This is a genomic window from Streptomyces sp. NPDC001492 (genome assembly GCF_053597275.1).
Genome location: NZ_JBSFHW010000028.1, coordinates 89,263 through 107,366, shown reverse-complemented (window position 1 = coordinate 107,366; position 18,104 = coordinate 89,263). Strand labels below are relative to the sequence as shown.

Genomic DNA, 18,104 nt, shown 5'->3' with positions numbered 1-18,104 from the left:
CGAGAGGTCCGGTGCACGGGATGCGTACACCGGACCTCCTCACACTGGGAGCGGGCCGGGCGGCTCAGCTCCTGCCACGGGGCGTCAGGTCTTCCTGCGGGCCGTCATGACCCGCTGGACCAGGATGAACGCGCACAGCAGCACACCGGTGGCGATCTTCGTCCACCAGGAGCTGAGCGTGCCCTCGAACTGGATGATGCTCTTGATCAGGCCCAGCACCAGCACTCCGAACAGCGTGCCCACCACATAGCCGGAACCGCCCGTCAGCAGTGTGCCGCCGATGACGACCGCGGCGATCGCGTCGAGTTCCATGCCGGTCGCGTGCAGCGGGTCACCGGACTGGATGTAGAGGGTGAACAGCAGTCCGGCGAGCGCCGAGCAGAAGCCGCTCACGGTGTACACGGCGATCTTGGTGCCGCCCTGCGGGAGACCCATCAGCAGGGCCGACTGCTCGTTGCCGCCGATGGCGTACACGCGCCGCCCGAAGCGGGTGTAGTGCAGGACGTAGAACGCCACGGCGAGGACGACCAGCGAGACCACCGCGCCGATCGACAGGAACCCCATCCCCAGCGACACCTGCGCCTGGGCCATGTCGCTGACCGCGGAGTCGCTGATGGAGATCGACTCCTTGCTGATGACCAGGCACAGGCCGCGGAAGAGGAAGAGGCCGGCGAGGGTCACGATGAAGGGCTGGATCTCGAAGTTGTGGATCACATAGCCCATCAGGAAGCCGCCGAGGGCTCCCACCGCCAGCGCGATGGGGATGACCACCAGGAGGGGCAGCCCCTCGCGCTCCACCAGCCAGGCCGTCAGCATCGTGGTGAAGCCGATCACCGAGCCGACGGACAGGTCGATGCCGCCGGACAGGATGACGAAGGTGACACCGACCGCGGCCACCAGCAGATAGCTGTTGTCGATGAACAGGTTCAGGAAGACCTGCGGTTCGGCGAAACCGTAGTACTGGTACCGGGCCAGGCCCCCTCCGTACATCACGAGGAAGAGCAGGGCCGTCGCCGCGACGGGCAGACGCCGGTCGCCCAGCAGACGCTGGGCCTTGGACGGGGTACGGCTGTCCGCGGCCGTGGGGCTCTGGGTGGTCGCGGTCATCACGACACCTCCATCTTCGCAGCGGCGTCGGTCGACGCGGCGGTGTCCGCCTCGGTCGCGGCAGGCTTGACGCCACCCTTCGCGCCGAACCGGGCGCCGAACCTGGCACCGAAGACCTTGGCGCGGAACTTCGGGGACTGGAGCAGGCAGACGACGATGACGACGGCGGCCTTGAAGACCAGGTTGGTCTGGGTCGGCACACCGATGGTGTAGATCGTGGTCGTCAGGGTCTGGATGACGAGGGCGCCGACCACCGTGCCGCCGATGGAGAACCGGCCGCCCAGCAGCGAGGTGCCGCCGATCACCACCGCGAGGATCGCGTCGAGCTCGATCCACAGACCGGCGTTGTTGCCGTCCGCCGCCGAGGTGTTGGAACTGATCATCAGGCCCGCGATGGCGGCGCACAGCGCGCAGAACACGTACACCATGATCTTGATGCGCCGGGACCTGATGCCCACGAGACGGCTGGCCTCGGCGTTGCCACCGACCGACTCGATCAGCAGCCCGAGCGCCGTGCGACGGGTCAGCACCACGGTGACGGCGACGACCAGGGCCACCACGAAGATGGAGAACGGCAGCGTCAGCCAGTAGCCGCCGCCGATCAGCTTGTACGGGTCGCTGTCGATGGTGATGATCTGGCCGTCGGTGATCAGCTGGGCGACACCGCGTCCGGCGACCATGATGATCAGCGTGGCGATGATCGGCTGGATGCCCATCCTGGCGACCAGGAAGCCGTTCCACAGGCCGCAGACGACCGCGGCCAGCAGACCAAGACCCATGGCGAGCAGCACCCCGGACAGGGCGTTCTGGTCGGCCTGGTGGCTGATGTACGAGCAGGCGAGTGCCCCGGTGATGGCGACCACGGCGCCGACGGAGAGGTCGATGCCGCCGGTGGCGATGACCACGGTCATGCCGACCGCGACCAGGATGAGGGGCGATCCGAACAGCACGATCGAGACGAGGCTGCCGTAGAGGTGGCCGCCCGTCATCTTGACCGAGAAGAAGTCAGGGGTGAAGGGCACGTTGACGAGCAGCAGGAAGACAAGGACCGCGACCGGCCAGAACAGGTGGTGGTGTGTCAGTGCTCGCCATCGGGAGTTGGTGCTCACTGGTGTTCTCCGCTCGCGATGGTCTCCATGATCCGGCTGCTGGTGATCTCCGGCCCGTTGGCGAGCTGCGCCACCAGCCGGCGGTCGCGCAGCACTCCGATGGTGTGACTGAGCCGGAGTACCTCCTCCAGCTCGGCCGCGATGTACAGCACGGACATGCCCTCCTCGGAGAGCGAGACCACGAGTTTCTGGATCTCCGCCTTGGCGCCGACGTCGATGCCGCGCGTCGGCTCGTCCAGGATCAGCAGCTTGGGCTGGGTGATCAGCCAGCGGGCCAGCAGCACCTTCTGCTGGTTGCCGCCGCTGAGCTGGCCGACCCTGGCCTCGGGGTTGGCGGGCCGGATGTCCAGCGCCTTGATGTACTTGGCGACGAGTTCGTCGCGCTGGGCGACCGGGATGGGCCGCGTCCAGCCGCGCGAGGCTTGCAGGGCCAGGATGATGTTCTCCCGCACCGTCAGATCGGGCACCAGGCCCTCGGTCTTGCGGTTCTCGGAGCAGAAGGCGACACCGGCGCCGATCGCGGCGTTCGGGGCGCTCATCGAGACCTGCTTGCCGCCGATGGTCACCTTGCCGCTGTCCGGCTGGTCGGCGCCGAAGAGCAGCCGGGCGAGTTCGGTCCGGCCCGATCCCAGCAGGCCGGCGAGTCCGAGCACCTCGCCCTTCTTGATCTCCAGGTCGAAGGGGGCGATGCCGCCGGTCCTGCCGAGGCCCTCCGCCTTCAGCAGTGTCTCGCCGACGTCGGAGTGCAGCTGCTGGTCGTGCAGCTCCTCCAGCTGGTCCAGGGCCTTGCCGATCATCAGCTGGATCAGCCCGACCTGGTCGAGGTCGGCGACCATGTGCTCGCCGACGAGGGTGCCGTTGCGCAGGACGGTCATCCGGTCGCAGATCTCGTAGATCTGGTCGAGGAAGTGCGAGACGAACAGGATCGCCACGCCCTCGTCCTTGAGCCGCCGCATCAGGCGGAACAGCTCCTGGACCTCGTCACGGTCGAGGCTGGACGTCGGCTCGTCCAGGACCAGCACCTTGGTGCCCGATCCCTGGCCGTCGCTGTCGCCGGTGCCCACCGACCGCACGATCGCGACCAGTTGCTGCACGGCCAGCGGGTACGAGGACAGGGGCGCGGTCACGTCGATGTCGAGGCCGAGCCGGTCCACCAGCTCCGCCGCCTCCTTGCGCATCCGCTTCCACTGGATACGGCCCATGCGGGTCGGCTCGCGTCCGATGAAGATGTTCTCCGCCACCGACAGGTTGGGGCAGAGGTTCACCTCCTGGTACACCGTGCTGATGCCTGCCTGCTGCGCCTGCAGCGGGCTGCCGAACCGTACGGACCTGCCGTCCAGGGTGATGGTGCCGCCGTCCAGGGAGTAGACCCCCGTCAGCACCTTGATCAGGGTGGACTTGCCCGCGCCGTTCTCGCCCATCAGGGCGTGGATCTCGCCGGGGAAGAGCCGGAAGTCGACGTCCGACAGAGCCCGTACCCCCGGGAACTCCTTGACTATGCCCGTCATTTCCAGCACGGGCCGCGGCTCTGCCATGGCAGCGCTCCTTGTGGGATTGGTTCATTCCCGCAGGGAGCCCCCTCGGACCGATGGCTCGGTCGGCCGGAGGCTCCCTGCCGGTGGGTGCGGTGGGTCAGTACTTCCGGGTCGGGAGCGCGGCCTTGGCCTGGTCCTGCGTGTAGTCGCCCTCCTTGGTCTTGATCCAGCGCTCGACCTTCTGGCCTTCGTGGACCTTCTTCACGACCTCCATCAGCTGGGGGCCGAGCAGCGGGTTGCACTCGACGATGCCGTTGATCTTGCCCTGGGACATGGCGACGAAGCCGTCGTGGACGCCGTCGACCGAGACGATCAGGATGTCCTTGCCGGGCTTCTTGCCGGCCGCCTCGATCGACTGGATGGCGCCGATGGCCATGTCGTCGTTGTGCGCGAAGAGCACGTTGATGTCCGAGTGGGACTGCAGGAAGGCCGCCATGACCTGCTTGCCGCCGGCGCGGGTGAAGTCACCGCTCTGGCTGACGACGATCTTCCAGTCGGACTTGTGCTCCGCGTCCATGATCTCCTTGAAGCCCTTGCCGCGCTCGATCGCGGGAGCGGCGCCGGTGGTGCCCTCCAGCTGGGCGATCTTCACCGGGCCCTTGAGGCCGGCCTTGGCGATGACCTTCTCCAGCATCCGGGCCGCGCGCCGGCCCTCGTCGGTGAAGTCGGAGCCGACCAGCGTGACGTACAGGGAGCTGTCGGAGGTCTCCACCGAGCGGTCGGTGAGGACCACGGGGATCTTCGCGGCCTTGGCCTCCTTGAGCACCGCGTCCCAGCCGGTGACGACCACCGGGGAGAAGGCGATGACGTCCACCTTCTGCGCGATGTAGCTGCGGATCGCGGAGATCTGGTTCTCCTGCTTCTGCTGGGCGTCGGAGAACTTGAGGTTGATGCCCGCCTCCTTGGCCGCGGACTTCACCGAGGTGGTGTTGGCGGCGCGCCAGCCGCTCTCCGCGCCGACCTGGGAGAAGCCGAGCGAGATCGCCTTGCCGCCGCCTCCGGAGCCGGAGCCGGAGCCGGAGTCGTCCTTCTTGGCGCAGGCGGCCAGTCCACCCGCGGCTGCCACGCCGACCGCCGCGGTGAGGAAGTTCCTTCTGTTGAGCATGTTCTTCTCCTTTGAAGAGCCGGCCCGGGACGGACCCGCTGGTACTCGAGGGGACCGGCCGCACTACGTCCAGCCTGTCGATCATTGTTCGGTATTTCGACCACACGGAACCGCTTGTGTGGTTGGTCTGTACGTCAGAGAGGTACGCCCTCCGGTTGGACGGCGTGCGGGAAAGTACTGGCCCTGACGACCAGTTGGGGTTCGATGGCGATCCTGCGCGCGGTGGCGGGTGGCCGCCCCTCGATCAGCTCCAGGAGCGTCGCGATGCCGCGCCTTCCCACCGTCGAGAAGTCCTGCCGGACGGTGGTGAGGGGAGGTGCGAAGTACTCCGACTCCGGGATGTCGTCGAAGCCCACGACCGCCACATCCTGGGGGGTCCGGACCCCGGCCTCGCGCAGCGCCCGCAACACCCCCAGCGCCATCTGGTCGTTGGCGACGAAGACGGCGGTCAGCCCCCGGCCCACCCAGCCGGCCAGTTCCTGGCCGGCGCGGTAACCCGACAGCGGACTCCAGTCCCCGCGCAGCAGCATCGGCGGCTCCGCCCCCGCCGCTTCGAGGGTCGCCCGCCAGCCGGCCGCCCGGTCGGCCGCCTCCTGCCACTCCTCGGGCCCGGCGAGGTGCCAGACGTTACGGTGGCCGGCGGCCAGCAGGTGACCCGTGGCCAGCTCGGCTCCGAGGTGCTGGTCCACGCTGACGCTGGGAATCTCCACGCCCGGACCGCTGCCCACGACCACCACCGGGAAGGGGCAGCGCAGTTCGGCCAGTGCGACCACCGCGGACCGCTGCGGGGCGATCGCGACCACGCCTTCCACCCCGCCCTCACTGAGGTGGTCCAGGGCCTCGGACAGCGTCTCCACGGTCAGCTTGCGCAACGTGACCGTCGAGACGAGGTATCCCTCGGCCCGCGCCGCCTCCTCCAGCGCGAACAGGGTGCTGGCCGGTCCGTAGAGGGTGGTGTCGGAGGCCACCACCCCCAGCGTCCGGGTGCGCCGGGTCGCCAGGGCCCGTGCGGAGGAGTTGCGGCGGTAGCCCGTCTCCTCGATCACACGCAGCACCCTGGCCCGTGTCTCGTCCCGCACGTTGGGGTGGTTCCCCAGCACGCGGGACACGGTCTGGTGGGACACGCCTGCCAGGCGTGCCACGTCGGCCATGGTGGGCGGCCGAAGCTGCGCGTTGGTCACGGCCGCACCTCCTTGGCGCTCGTCTGCCGGCAAAGCACGCGTCGTGGGCGGACGGTCCCGCCCGACGGCTTCACACAAGTCTCCGGAACGGCCCAACAGCACTGGCGGGATCGGCTGGTCGGGACACTGCGGGCACGACGCTCATATCTCCCACGCTGACGTTGGACGTTGACCGGTGAATGCGGAGGTCATTGTGAGCGCTAACAAATCACAGCGGTCAAGAGGGCTGCAGACAGAAGGCCGTCACGGTTGGATAACGCGGCTGTTAAAAGGTCATGCCTCAACCGCCGGCACATCACGCGAGTTGACGCCCACCAGCAGCCCCGCGCCCACCACCACGGGAAGCCGCGCCCGCCCGCGACAGCGGCGAAAACGGGTCCGAGGAGGGCCGATGGAGCCGGGAGAGGCCCGGTCGAGCGACCGCTCCGGCAGTGCCTCAACCGCGGTCGTATCAGGCGGGCTTGATGCCGGACGGCAGAGTCACGTACACCACCACAGGAAGCGCTTGCACGTCTCCGACGGCGACGGCCGCGGGGACGGGCCAGAGGTCGTCGGGTCCGAGGTCGGGGTCGAGCCCGAGGCGGGCGGGGGCGTCGAGCCGGAGGAGCCGGGGACGGCCGCCGACGGGGTCGACCTGCCGGGGGTCGCGGACGCGTCGTGCTTGCTGTCGGCGGACTTCGACGGCGAGGCGGAGGTGTCCGGGGAGGCCGAGGGCTTGCCGTCCAAGGCACCCCTCCCGCCGGCGCGGGGCCCTGCGGACTCGCTCGGCTTCGCCGTGGAGTGGTCGACCTCGGACGCCTCGTCCCCGGCCGCGGACGGGTCGGGGGACGAGGAGAACACCGGTGCGTCCATGCCGAGTTCGGCCAGACTCAGACCACCCGCCGCCAGGACGAACCCCGCGGCGACGAGCAACGTGCGCTTACGGCGCCGGCGGTGGAGCGCGGCCTTGCGGTCGCGACGGCTCGCGTCCGTCGCACCGTCCGCACCGGCAGGACCCCGACGACCACCGCGGCCCCGCTCGCGGCGGCGCGCGGCGCGCCCGTGGGGCTCGTCGCTCTCGCCTTCGTCACCGCCGTGGTCCTCGTCGTCCAGGTGGGGGGCTTGGTCGTCGGGAGCCACCGGTGCATCATGATCAACGGGAGCGACGGCGTGATCGTAGGGCTCCGGCTCGTAGGCATCCCGGTATGCGCGCATCTGCTCGACGCGTGTCCCGCACCCCGGACAGGCGAGGGCGCCGTTGAGGTGCCGTTGGCACGGGTAGCAGTAGTCCATGACGCGGGAAGAGTAAGTTCCCGGAGGGTCACGTTCCTAGGCACGACCGTGAAGGTTGTGTGGGAACCGGCCAAATCGGCGCGACCTCCGGAGTGAACTGGCACACACCGGGGAGGGGCCACCTGGGCAAGAGGCGCCGAAACTGGCGAAACCGTAAGCCGTCCTACCCATTGACACCCCGCTCACACCGTCCTTACTGTCTGCCCAGCATTTCGAACATGAGCCGAAATCTCGAACAGCCGAAGGGTAACTTCCGTGCGCATCACCGGAATCAGCACGCACGTGGTCGGGACACCGTGGCGCAACCTGACCTACGTCCTGGTGCACACCGACGAAGGCATCACGGGTGTGGGCGAGACCCGCATGCTGGGTCACACCGACGCGCTGATCGGATACCTGAGAGAGGCCGAACAGAACCATATTCTCGGCTCGGACCCGTTCGCCGTCGAGGACCTGACCCGCCGTATGAAGTACGGCGACTACGGCCGCGCCGGCGAGATCGTGATGTCCGGCATCGCCGTCGTCGAGATGGCCTGCTGGGACATCAAGGGCAAGGCCCTCGGCGTGCCGGTGTGGCAGCTGCTGGGCGGCAAGGTCACCGACAAGGTCAAGGCCTACGCCAACGGGTGGTACACCACCGAGCGGACGCCCGAGGCCTACCACAAGGCCGCTCAGGGCGTCATGGAGCGCGGTTACCGGGCGCTGAAGATCGACCCGTTCGGCACCGGGCACTTCGAGCTCGACCACGAGCAGACCATGTACGCGGTCTCGCTGATCGAGGCCGTCCGGGACGCCATCGGCCCCGAGTCCGAGCTGATGCTGGAGATGCACGGCCGCTTCTCCCCCGCCACCGCCGTCCGGCTGGCCAAGGAGCTCGCGCCCTTCAAGCCGGCCTGGCTGGAGGAGCCGGTGCCGCCGGAGAACCTCAAGGCACTGGAGAAGGTCGCCGCGAAGGTGGACATGCCGGTGGCCACGGGTGAGCGCATCCACGACCGGATCGAGTTCCGGGAGCTCTTCGAGAGCCAGGCCGTCGACATCATCCAGCCGGACGTCGGCCACATCGGCGGCATCTGGGAGACGCGCAAGCTGGCCGCGACCGCCGAGACCCACTACATGCTGGTCGCCCCGCACAACGTGGGCGGGCCGGTACTCACCTCCGCCTCGCTCCAGGTCGGCTTCACCTCCCCGAACTTCAAGATCCTCGAGCACTTCAACGACTTCGCGGACGCCGAGATCAAGAAGGTGGTCAAGGGCGCGCCGCAGGTGAACCCGGAGGACGGCTGCTTCCACCTCTCCGACGCGCCCGGCCTGGGCGTGGAGCTGGACGTGGACGCCGCGGCCGAGTTCCCCCAGCAGCGGGCGCACTTCGACCTGTGGGCCGAGGGCTGGGAGAAGCGGAACCCGAAGGGCGACCAGTGAGTTCCGCCGCCGTCGTCGTCGACGCCCCGGGCACGTTCCACCTGGCCGAGCACACGCCCCGCGACCCCGGTCCGGGCGAGGCGCTGGTGCGGGTGCACGCGAGCGGGATCTGCGGCAGCGACCGGGAGGTGTTCCAGGGCAACCGGCCCGAGGGGTACGTGCGCTACCCGCTCACGCCCGGCCACGAGTGGTCCGGAACGGTGGAGCGGGTCGGCGCCGGGATCACCGGGACGCTGGTCGGCCGCAAGGTCGTCGGCGAGGGCTTCCGGAACTGCCAGGTGTGCGACCGCTGCCACGCGGGTGAGACCACGCTGTGCAGCGCCGGGTACGAGGAGACCGGGTTCACCCAGCCGGGCGCGATGGCGCCCACGCTGACCCTCCCGGCGAGACTGCTGCACGTGCTGCCCGACGACGCCGACCTGACGGCGGCGGCCCTGCTGGAGCCGGCCGCCTGTATCGCGGCCGCCGCTCTCAAGGCGAACGCGCAGCCGGGCGAGAAGGTCGCCGTGGTCGGCACCGGCACCCTCGGGATGTTCGCGGTGCAGTTCCTCAAGGCCGTCTCGCCGGTGGAGCTGCTGGTCGTCGGCACCCGCCGGGACCGCGAGGCGCTGTCGCGGCAGTACGGCGCGACCGACTTCCGTACGAAGGACGAGGCGCTCCCGGACGACTTCGACGTCGTCATCGAGACCGCCGGGTCCGCCGACGCCGCGCGGACCTCCGCCGCCCTGCTGCGGCGTGGCGGGCGCCTGGTCCTCACCGGGATCCCGGCGCCGGGTGCGAACGGGCTCGACCCGACGGATCTCGTCGTCCGGCAGCTGGAGGTGCACTCCGTCTTCGGGGCGCCGCCGGACGCATGGGCGCACACCGTGCGGGTGTTCGGGGCCGGGTTGCTCGACCCGCTGCCGCTGGTCACGCACGAGCTGCCGCTCGCCGAGTTCCCGCAGGCCATCGAGCTCGTCGGGTCCGGTGATCCGAAGGTCGGCAAGGTCCTCCTTCGCCCCTAGCAGTACGCCGGTGCGGGCGACCTGACGGCCCCGCACCGGCGTACACCCAAGCCCCGCACGGTTTGAGCCGCGAACTTCGTCCGAAATATCGAACACTCTAAGGACACCTTGTGACCGACGCTTCCGCCCCGGCAGCCCGTCGACCCGGCGAGCAGGCGCTCGCCGCCCTCGGTCTGGGCGCGCCCGACCTCTCCCCTGCCGACGCCTCGCCCCACACCTTCCCGGGTGGTGGCCGCTGGCGCACCGAGATCCCCTCGTGCGAGGGCCCCGAAGCGCTGGCCGTCGTCCTGAAGGAGGCCTCGCGGCTCGACGTGCCGATCCACCGGATCAGCCAGGGCAGCGGCGTGTGGATGCTGACCGACGCCGAGATCACCGAAATGGTCGAGGCGACCGGCGAACGCGACATCGAGCTCTGCCTGTTCACCGGCCCGCGCGGCACCTGGGACATCGGCGGTTCCACGCGCACCGACTCACGGGGGGCCGGTCTGCGCGCCCGCGGGCACGACGCCGTCGCAGGGTGCGTCGAAGATGCCGTCCGCGCCACCGAGTTGGGCGTCAAGTGCCTCCTCGTCGCCGACGAGGGCGTGCTGTGGACACTGCACCGCGCACGCGTCGCCGGCATCATCCCGGCCGACACCACCCTGAAGGTCTCGGCGCTGATCGGTCCGGTCAACCCGGCCGCGTACGCGGTGTACGAGCAGCTGGGCGGCGACTCCATCAACGTGCCCAGCGACCTGACACTGGATCACCTCACCGAGATCCGGCGGGTCTCCGCCGCCCCCATGGACATGTACATCGAGGCCCCCGACGACCTGGGGGGATATGTCCGGATGTACGAGGTCGCCGAGCTGATCAGACGCGGGGCACCGCTGTACCTGAAGTTCGGGCTGTCCAAGGCGCCCGGCATCTACCCGTACGGCAACCACATGCGGGACCTGACGCTCGCCACCGCCAAGGAACGCGTCCGGCGCGGCCGCCTGGCCCTCGACCTGCTCGCACGCCACGGAGCCGACGGCGACATGGCACCCCTCGGGTCGCGCCTGCCCGGCACACTCAAGCGGTTCGGCACGTCCGTATAACGTTCAAACAACGCCCCTTCACAGAAGAAGACGGGCTCAAACAGAATCCCACATACCACTCGGTCTCCGCACCCGCCCCCAAGCGTCCTTGCACAGCCAGACCGAGCCTGCCTCACAGACATCAAGGATGATGATCATGCGCACTCGCAGAGCCGCACTCGCCGCCGTCGCCGGAGCAGCTTCCCTCGCCCTGACCCTGTCCGCCTGCGGCCAGAGCAGCGAGGGCGGCAGCAAGGAGGACAAGGGCAGCGCCAAGGGCGGCACCATCGGTATCGCGATGCCCACCAAGTCCTCCGAGCGCTGGATCGCCGACGGCAAGAACGTCGTCAAGGACCTGCAGGCCAAGGGCTACAAGACCAAGCTGGTCTACGGCGAGGACGACCCGGCCAACCAGGTCTCGCAGATCGAGAACCTGATCACGCAGGGCGTCAAGGGCCTCATCATCGCGGCCATCGACAACAAGTCGCTGAACAGCGTGCTGCAGCAGGCCGCTGACGCCAAGATCCCGGTGATCTCCTACGACCGCCTGATCCTCGGCACGAAGAACGTCGACTACTACGCCTCGTTCGACAACGAGAAGGTCGGCAGGCTCCAGGGCACGTACATCGTGCACAAGCTCGGCCTGGACAGCGGCAAGAAGGGCCCGTTCAACATCGAGCTGTTCGCCGGCTCCAACGACGACAACAACACCAAGTACTTCTTCAACGGCGCGATGAGCGTGCTCCAGCCGTACATCGACAAGAAGCAGCTCGTCGTCAAGTCCAAGCAGACCGCGCTCACCAAGGTCACCACGCTGCGCTGGGACGGTGCCACCGCGCAGAAGCGCATGGAGGACATCCTCACCTCCACGTACACCAGCGGCAAGGTCGACGCGGTCCTGTCGCCGTACGACGGCATCTCCATCGGCATCCTCGCCGCCCTGAAGTCGGACGGTTACGGCTCGGCCGCCAAGCCGCTGCCCGTCATCACCGGCCAGGACGCCGAGCTCGCCTCGGTGAAGTCGATCATCGCGGGCCAGCAGACGCAGACCGTCTACAAGGACATCCGCAAGCTGGCCAAGGTCGCCTCGACCATGATCGACGACGTGCTCAACGGCAAGAAGCCCGAGATCAACGACACCAAGTCGTACGGCAACGGTGTCAAGACCGTCCCCGCCTACCTGCTGCAGCCGGTGAGCGTCGACAAGACCAACTACACGAAGGAACTGGTCGACACCGGCTACTACACGGCGGACCAGCTGAAGTAGTCCCCCTGTCGGTGGTGTCGGCCACGCGGCCAAGCCGCATATCGACACCCACACCGGCCATTCCTACGGATTGAAAGGGCACACCATGGCGGGACCCGTCCTGGAAATGCGCTCGATCGTCAAGACCTTTCCCGGGGTCAAAGCGCTGTCGGACGTCACGCTGACTGTTCGTCAGGGCGAGGTCCATGCCATCTGCGGTGAGAACGGCGCCGGCAAGTCCACCTTGATGAAGGTGCTCTCCGGCGTCCATCCGCACGGCAGCTACGAGGGCGACATCCTCTTCGAGGGTGAGCCCTGCGAGTTCAAGGACATCCGGGCGAGCGAGCAGCGCGGGATCGTGATCATCCATCAGGAGCTGGCGCTGGTCCCGTTCCTGTCGATCGCGGAGAACATCTTCCTCGGCAACGAACACGCCTCGGGCGGGTTCATCAACTGGAACGAGACGCTCAAGCACGCCACCGAGCTGCTGCGCCGGGTGGGTCTGACCGACCACCCGGAGACCCGGATCGCCGACATCGGCGTGGGCAAGCAGCAGCTGGTGGAGATCGCCAAGGCGCTCTCCAAGAAGGTGAAGCTGCTGATCCTCGACGAGCCGACCGCGGCTCTGAACGACGAGGACAGCGGCAAACTCCTGGATCTCATCCTGGAGTTGAAGAACCAGGGCATCACCTCGATCATCATCTCCCACAAGCTGAACGAGATCCGGCGGGTCGCCGACGCGGTGACGATCATCCGCGACGGCAGGTCCATCGAGACCCTCGACGTGAAGTCGGCGGAGACCACCGAGGACCGCATCATCTCCGGCATGGTCGGGCGCGACCTCGACCACCGCTTCCCCGAACGCACCGCGTACGAGGGCGAAGTGGACGCGGCACCCGCGCTGGAGATCCGCAACTGGACGGTGCACCACCCGATCGACCAGCAGCGCAAGGTGGTCGACGACGTGTCGATCAACGTGCGGCGCGGGGAGATCGTGGGTATCGCGGGGCTGATGGGCGCGGGCCGCACGGAACTGGCCATGAGCGTCTTCGGGCGCAGCTACGGCCGGCACGCGGGCGGCACGGTCCTCAAGGACGGCAAGGAGATCCGTACGAAGACCGTCGCGGAGGCGGTCGGACACGGCATCGCGTACGTCACCGAGGACCGCAAGCACTACGGCCTCAACCTCATCGACAACATCAACCGGAACATCTCGCTGACCGCCCTGGGCAAGGTCGCGAGGCGGGGTGTGGTCGACGAGCACGAGGAGCGGAAGGTCTCCGAGCTCTTCCGCAAGTCCATGAACATCAAGGCGCCGACCGTCTTCGAGACGGTGGGCAGGCTCTCCGGCGGCAACCAGCAGAAGGTCGTCCTCAGCAAGTGGATCTTCGCGGGTCCCGAGGTGCTGATCCTGGACGAGCCGACGCGCGGCATCGACGTGGGCGCCAAGTACGAGATCTACACGGTCATCGACCAGCTGGCCGCGGAGGGCAAGGCGGTCGTCTTCATCTCCTCCGAGCTGCCGGAGCTGCTCGGGATGTGCGACCGCATCTACACCATGGCCGCCGGGCGGCTCACGGGTGAGGTCCCGCGGGCCGAGGCCACGCAGGAAGTGCTGATGCGCCAGATGACGAAGGACAAAGAGGTAACCCGATGAGCACGGATGTGACGGACAAGGTCCCGGCCTCGGCGCCGCCCGGGAAGAGCGGGGGGTCGGCCTCCGGCGAGAACCTGCTGCAGCTGATGCTGGGCGGCCTGCGCCGCAACATGCGCCAGTACGGCATGCTGATCGCGCTCGGCCTGATCGTGGTGCTGTTCCAGGTGTGGACCGGCGGCGACCTGCTGCTGCCGCGCAACGTCTCCAACCTGGTGCTGCAGAACAGCTACATCCTGATCCTCGCGATCGGCATGATGCTGGTGATCATCGCGGGTCACATCGATCTGTCGGTCGGTTCGCTGACGGCGTTCGTGGGCGCCTTCGCCGCCGTGCTGACGGTCAACCATCATGTGGCGTGGCCCCTCGCCCTGGTGCTGTGCCTACTGGTGGGCGCCGCCGCGGGCGCGGTGCAAGGGTTCCTGATCGCGTACTTCGGCATACCGTCGTTCATCGTCACCCTCGCCGGCATGCTGCTCTTCCGCGGTCTGACGGAGATCTTCCTGCAGGGCCAGACCCTCGGCCCGTTCCCGAACGGTCTGCAGAAGATCGGCAACGGCTTCCTGCCCGAGGTCGGCCCGAACACCAACTACCACAACCTCACACTGCTGCTGGGCATCGTCCTGCTGGCCTTCGTGCTCTACCAGGAGGTCCGCGACCGCAAGCGCGAGCAGGAGTTCTCCCTGGACGTGCTGCCGCGCAACGCCTTCCTGCTGAAGCTGGTCGCGATCGCCGCCGCGGTCCTCGCGGTGACGATGCTGCTCGCCAGCTACCAGGGCGCGCCGATCATCCTGATCGTCCTCGGTGTGCTGGTGGTCGGCTACGGCTACGTCATGCGCAACGCGGTCTTCGGCCGGCACATCTACGCGATCGGCGGCAACCTGCCGGCGGCGAAGCTGTCCGGCGTCAAGGACAAGAAGGTCACCTTCCTTGTCTTCCTCAACATGGGCGTGCTCGCGGCCCTGGCGGGTCTGGTGGTCGCCGCCCGTCTGAACGCGGCCTCGCCGAAGGCGGGCCTGAACTTCGAACTCGAGGCGATCGCCTCGTCGTTCATCGGTGGCGCGTCCATGAGCGGCGGTGTCGGTACCGTCCTCGGCGCGATCATCGGTGGTCTCGTCCTCGGCGTGCTGAACAACGGCATGAACCTCCTCAGTGTCGGCACCGACTGGCAGCAGGTCATCAAGGGCCTCGCCCTGCTGGCCGCGGTCGGGTTCGACGTGTGGAACAAGCGCAAGTCCGGTTCGTAGACCGGAGAGACCGGATCGGGCCCCGCCGCGAGGCGGGGCCCTTCCCATGGGAGGGAGAGGCAGACCAGTGACATCGCTCTTCGGCGAGCTCGCCGACGGCACGCAGGTCCACCGCTGGTCGCTGGAGAACGGCGGCACCCGGCTGAAGGTCCTGAACTGGGGCGGTGTCGTCCAGGCTCTGGAGATCCCGGACCGGGACGGCCACCACACCAACGTCTGCCTGGGCTTCGACAACATCGACGACTACGTCGCCAAGACCCCGTACTTCGGCGCCCTGATCGGCCGCTACGGCAACCGCATGGCCAAGGGCCGGTTCACCCTCGACGACAAGACGTACCAGCTGTCCGTGAACGACGGCGTCAACAGCCTGCACGGCGGCGAGCAGGGCTTCGACAAGCGCATCTGGGACGTCGAGCCGTTCGCCGAGGGCTCCGACGTCGGCCTGGTGCTCCACCGCACCAGCATCGACGGCGAGATGGGCTACCCGGGCACCCTCACGACGAAGGTGACGTACACCCTCACCCGGCACGGCGACTGGATCATCGACTACGAGGCCACCACCGACCAGGCCACGGTGGTCAACCTCACCAGCCACGTGTACTGGAACCTGGCCGGAGAGGGCAGCGGCACCATCGAGGACCACGAGCTCACCATCGAGGCCTCGCGCTACACGCCCACCGACTCGGGCCTCATCCCGACCGGCGAACTGGCGAAGGTGGCGGGCACCCCCTTCGACTTCCGCAAGACCAAGCCGATCGGCCGCGACATCCGCGACGGCCACGTCCAGCAGATGCAGGCCAAGGGCTACGACCACAACTGGGTCCTGGACAAGGGCGTCACGTCCAAGCCCGAGCACGTCGCCACCCTGCGCGACCCGCGCTCCGGCCGCACCCTGAGGATCGCCACCGACCAGCCGGGCCTGCAGTTCTACTCCGGCAACTTCCTCGACGGCACGCTCACCGGCACCGGCGGCAAGACCTACCGCCAGGGCGACGCCCTGTGCCTGGAGACCCAGCACTTCCCGGACTCGCCGAACCATGCGAACTTCCCGTCCACGGTGCTGCGGCCGGGGCAGACGTATCGGACGCGGACCGTCCATACGTTCAGCGCGTAGCGCTCCGCTGGGGGCCGTGGGGAACTGCGGGGCCGTTGTAGCTGGTCGCGCCCACGCGGCTGAGCCGCACATTCGACCGCAGCCCCGCGCCCCTTCAGGGCGCGGCCGGCCCCGTGGACGCGTGAAGCGGAGGCATGGTTCCCGAACTCACACTCCTTTCACACGCGTTGAACAACGCCACCCCTGACCCCGTATCTAAGGGCGGCCCGTGCTCCCCCGCGCGGGCCACCCAAACGCGACGGGCCCGGTCGTCCCTGCCGGGCCCGCCCCATACGGAGGTTCCATGGCCGACAACGTCACCTCGCTGTTCCGCAGCGACGCGGCACACAGCCCGTCGATGGCGGCGCTGACGCGGCAGGGCGGCGACGGGACCGGCCCCGTGGACTTCTGCATTCCCTGCAATCCGTACTTCCCCACCCCGGCGATGTTCGAGGAGATGTCGGCCCGACTGCGCGACATCGTCACGTACTACCCGAGCAGCGCCGACACGATCACCGCCGAGCTGTGCAACCTGCTGCAGCTCCCGCCGCAGTGCGTCGCGATGGGAAACGGCTCGACCGAACTGATCACCTGGATCGACCACCTGATGGTCCGCGAGTCCCTCGCCATCCCCGTCCCCACCTTCGGCCGCTGGACCGACCAGCCGATGGAGACCGGCAAGCGGGTCGACATGTTCCCGCTGCAGGAGTCCAGCGGCTTCGCCCTGGACCTCGCCAAGTACGCCGAGTTCATCCGGGCCCGCGGCACCCGGGTCGCCGTCATCTGCAACCCGAACAACCCCGACGGCGGCTTCCTGCACAAGCAGGCCCTCGTGCAGTTCATGGACGCGATGGCCGATCTGGACCTGATCGTCATCGACGAGTCGTTCCTGGAATTCGCCGACGCCGAGGCCGAACCGTCGGTCGTCCAGGAGGCGATGATCCGCCCGAACGTCGTCGTGCTGCGCAGCCTCGGCAAGAACTTCGGCCTGCACGGCATACGTTTCGGCTACCTGGTCGCCAACCCGGCCCTGGCCGGCCGCGTCCGCTCCATGCTCCCGAAGTGGAACCTCAACGCCTTCGCCGAGTACGTGGTGTTCATGCTGAAGGAGCACGGCGCCGAGTACGCGCAGAGCCTCCACCAGGTGCGCCGCGACCGCCTGGACATGGCCAGCCAGCTCTCGGCCCTCCCCGGCCTCACGGTCTACCCCTCCCAGGGCAACTTCCTCTTCGTACGCCTCCCCGTGGGCGCCGAAGGCACCGTGGTCCGGGACCGGATGCTCACCGAGCACCGGATCCTGGTCCGTGAGTGCGGCAACAAGATCGGTTCGTCCAGCCGCTTCCTGCGACTCGTGGTGCGCCCCCAGGTGGATGTGCGTCGCCTGGTGTCCGGCCTGGAACAGGTGCTCTACGGGACCAGGAGGGGAGCCGCCGTACCCGAGCTGGGCACCGGGACCAGCTACAGCTCGGGTACGGCGGCCGTGGACCGCCTGGTCAGCGCCACCAACGGGGCGGGCATGCCGCTCGCTGCGATGGCCTCCGGCGGTTCGATGGGGGGCGGGACGCCGATGCCCATGCCGATGCCGGCGGCTGCGCAGGCCCCGATGCCGGCGGTGGCCCAGGCCCCGATGCCGGCGGTGGCCATGGCGGCCCCCCAGCCGGTCGGCTACCCCGCCCAGGCGCCGATGCAGCCGGTACCGGCCCCGATGCAGCAACCGGCCCCGGCGCCCGCTCCGGTGCCGGCCCCGACGCCGATGCCCACGCCGGTGCCCGCTCCGACACCGATGTCCACGCCGGTGCCCGCTCCGGCCCCCGGTCGGACCCCGCCGGGCGTCCCGGCCCGCGGCGGCCTCACGGCGGCCCAGGTACGCGGCACCACGGGCCCCGCCCCGGGCCTCACCCCGGCCCCGGCCACCGGCTGGCCGAACGCCCAGAGCTGGCCGAACGCGGCCGGTATGGGACAAGCGGGCTGAGCGGCACCCCTCCAAGGGGCGCGGGGAGCAGTCCGGTGGCGGCGGTGGCCAGGCCGATGGCCGGGATGTTCAAGCCGAACGGGGAACGACGTAGCTGCTCCA

At 68.7% G+C, this 18,104-nt stretch carries 13 protein-coding genes and 1 pseudogene; 8 read left to right on the top strand and 6 right to left on the bottom strand.

All coding sequences use genetic code 11. From position 1 onward, the window contains the following. Positions 1–84: 84 nt before the first annotated feature. From yjfF to ACWC1K_RS31365, 6 genes are all read right to left on the bottom strand, one after another. Positions 85–1,107, bottom strand: coding sequence for a galactofuranose ABC transporter, permease protein YjfF (yjfF, locus tag ACWC1K_RS31390; RefSeq protein ID WP_450836327.1), 1,023 nt, complete (start codon positions 1,105–1,107; stop codon positions 85–87). Further along, on the bottom strand, positions 1,107–2,216 hold the full coding sequence (locus ACWC1K_RS31385; RefSeq protein WP_450836326.1) for an ABC transporter permease: 1,110 nt from the start codon (positions 2,214–2,216) through the stop codon (positions 1,107–1,109). Before ACWC1K_RS31385 ends, yjfF begins: the two co-directional genes overlap by 1 nt. After that, positions 2,213–3,751 (bottom strand): sugar ABC transporter ATP-binding protein, encoded by a 1,539-nt coding sequence (locus tag ACWC1K_RS31380; protein ID WP_450836325.1) that lies wholly within the window; start codon positions 3,749–3,751, stop codon positions 2,213–2,215. The genes ACWC1K_RS31385 and ACWC1K_RS31380 overlap by 4 nt, the downstream gene beginning before the upstream one ends. 97 nt (positions 3,752–3,848) lie before the next feature. After that, positions 3,849–4,856 (bottom strand): ABC transporter substrate-binding protein, encoded by a 1,008-nt coding sequence (locus tag ACWC1K_RS31375; RefSeq protein ID WP_450836324.1) that lies wholly within the window; start codon positions 4,854–4,856, stop codon positions 3,849–3,851. Between the two features lie 134 nt (positions 4,857–4,990). Continuing rightward, positions 4,991–6,037 (bottom strand): LacI family DNA-binding transcriptional regulator, encoded by a 1,047-nt coding sequence (locus tag ACWC1K_RS31370; protein ID WP_450836323.1) that lies wholly within the window; start codon positions 6,035–6,037, stop codon positions 4,991–4,993. 480 nt (positions 6,038–6,517) lie between these two features. Then, complete coding sequence (locus tag ACWC1K_RS31365; RefSeq protein ID WP_450836322.1) at positions 6,518–7,309, bottom strand: SCO2400 family protein; 792 nt, start codon at positions 7,307–7,309, stop codon at positions 6,518–6,520. Between the two features lie 255 nt (positions 7,310–7,564). Between ACWC1K_RS31365 and ACWC1K_RS31360 the strand changes: the two genes are divergently transcribed. The 8 genes and pseudogenes from ACWC1K_RS31360 to ACWC1K_RS31325 all read left to right on the top strand — a co-directional run bounded on the left by ACWC1K_RS31360 (position 7,565) and on the right by ACWC1K_RS31325 (position 18,002). Then, the gene (locus ACWC1K_RS31360) at positions 7,565–8,728 is read left to right on the top strand and encodes a mandelate racemase/muconate lactonizing enzyme family protein (RefSeq protein ID WP_365843262.1); all 1,164 of its coding nucleotides are present in this window, start codon (positions 7,565–7,567) and stop codon (positions 8,726–8,728) included. Beyond that, positions 8,725–9,732 carry a zinc-dependent alcohol dehydrogenase gene (locus ACWC1K_RS31355; protein WP_450694549.1) on the top strand — a complete coding sequence of 336 codons (1,008 nt, stop codon included), beginning with the start codon at positions 8,725–8,727 and terminating at the stop codon, positions 9,730–9,732. Before ACWC1K_RS31360 ends, ACWC1K_RS31355 begins: the two co-directional genes overlap by 4 nt. Positions 9,733–9,842: 110 nt before the next feature. After that, positions 9,843–10,811: a hypothetical protein gene (locus tag ACWC1K_RS31350; protein WP_450836321.1), complete on the top strand. Its 969-nt coding sequence runs from the start codon at positions 9,843–9,845 to the stop codon at positions 10,809–10,811. Between the two features lie 136 nt (positions 10,812–10,947). Then, entirely contained in the window at positions 10,948–12,057 is a 1,110-nt protein-coding gene (chvE, locus tag ACWC1K_RS31345; RefSeq protein WP_450836320.1) for a multiple monosaccharide ABC transporter substrate-binding protein, read from the top strand. Between the two features lie 85 nt (positions 12,058–12,142). Beyond that, positions 12,143–13,693: a multiple monosaccharide ABC transporter ATP-binding protein gene (gene mmsA, locus ACWC1K_RS31340; protein WP_450836319.1), complete on the top strand. Its 1,551-nt coding sequence runs from the start codon at positions 12,143–12,145 to the stop codon at positions 13,691–13,693. Next, positions 13,690–14,937, top strand: a complete 1,248-nt coding sequence (gene mmsB / locus ACWC1K_RS31335; protein WP_450836318.1) for a multiple monosaccharide ABC transporter permease — start codon at positions 13,690–13,692, stop codon at positions 14,935–14,937. The genes mmsA and mmsB overlap by 4 nt, the downstream gene beginning before the upstream one ends. Before the next feature lie 61 nt (positions 14,938–14,998). Then, positions 14,999–16,051, top strand: a pseudogene (locus ACWC1K_RS31330) (aldose epimerase family protein); the annotation flags it as partial. 283 nt (positions 16,052–16,334) lie between these two features. Then, a complete protein-coding gene (locus ACWC1K_RS31325; RefSeq protein WP_450836317.1) occupies positions 16,335–18,002 on the top strand; it encodes a pyridoxal phosphate-dependent aminotransferase in 1,668 nt (555 codons plus the stop codon). Positions 18,003–18,104: the final 102 nt, after the last annotated feature.

What these genes read in the sequence shown, in the direction of transcription:
- chvE (WP_450836320.1), top strand. Translation starts at nt 10,948, where the DNA reads ATGCGCACTCGCAGAGCCGCACTCGCCGCCGTCGCCGGAGCAGCTTCC.
- ACWC1K_RS31375 (WP_450836324.1), bottom strand. Translation starts at nt 4,856, where the DNA reads ATGCTCAACAGAAGGAACTTCCTCACCGCGGCGGTCGGCGTGGCAGCC.
- mmsB (WP_450836318.1), top strand. Translation starts at nt 13,690, where the DNA reads ATGAGCACGGATGTGACGGACAAGGTCCCGGCCTCGGCGCCGCCCGGG.
- yjfF (WP_450836327.1), bottom strand. Translation starts at nt 1,107, where the DNA reads ATGACCGCGACCACCCAGAGCCCCACGGCCGCGGACAGCCGTACCCCG.
- ACWC1K_RS31380 (WP_450836325.1), bottom strand. Translation starts at nt 3,751, where the DNA reads ATGGCAGAGCCGCGGCCCGTGCTGGAAATGACGGGCATAGTCAAGGAG.
- ACWC1K_RS31325 (WP_450836317.1), top strand. Translation starts at nt 16,335, where the DNA reads ATGGCCGACAACGTCACCTCGCTGTTCCGCAGCGACGCGGCACACAGC.
- mmsA (WP_450836319.1), top strand. Translation starts at nt 12,143, where the DNA reads ATGGCGGGACCCGTCCTGGAAATGCGCTCGATCGTCAAGACCTTTCCC.
- ACWC1K_RS31365 (WP_450836322.1), bottom strand. Translation starts at nt 7,309, where the DNA reads ATGGACTACTGCTACCCGTGCCAACGGCACCTCAACGGCGCCCTCGCC.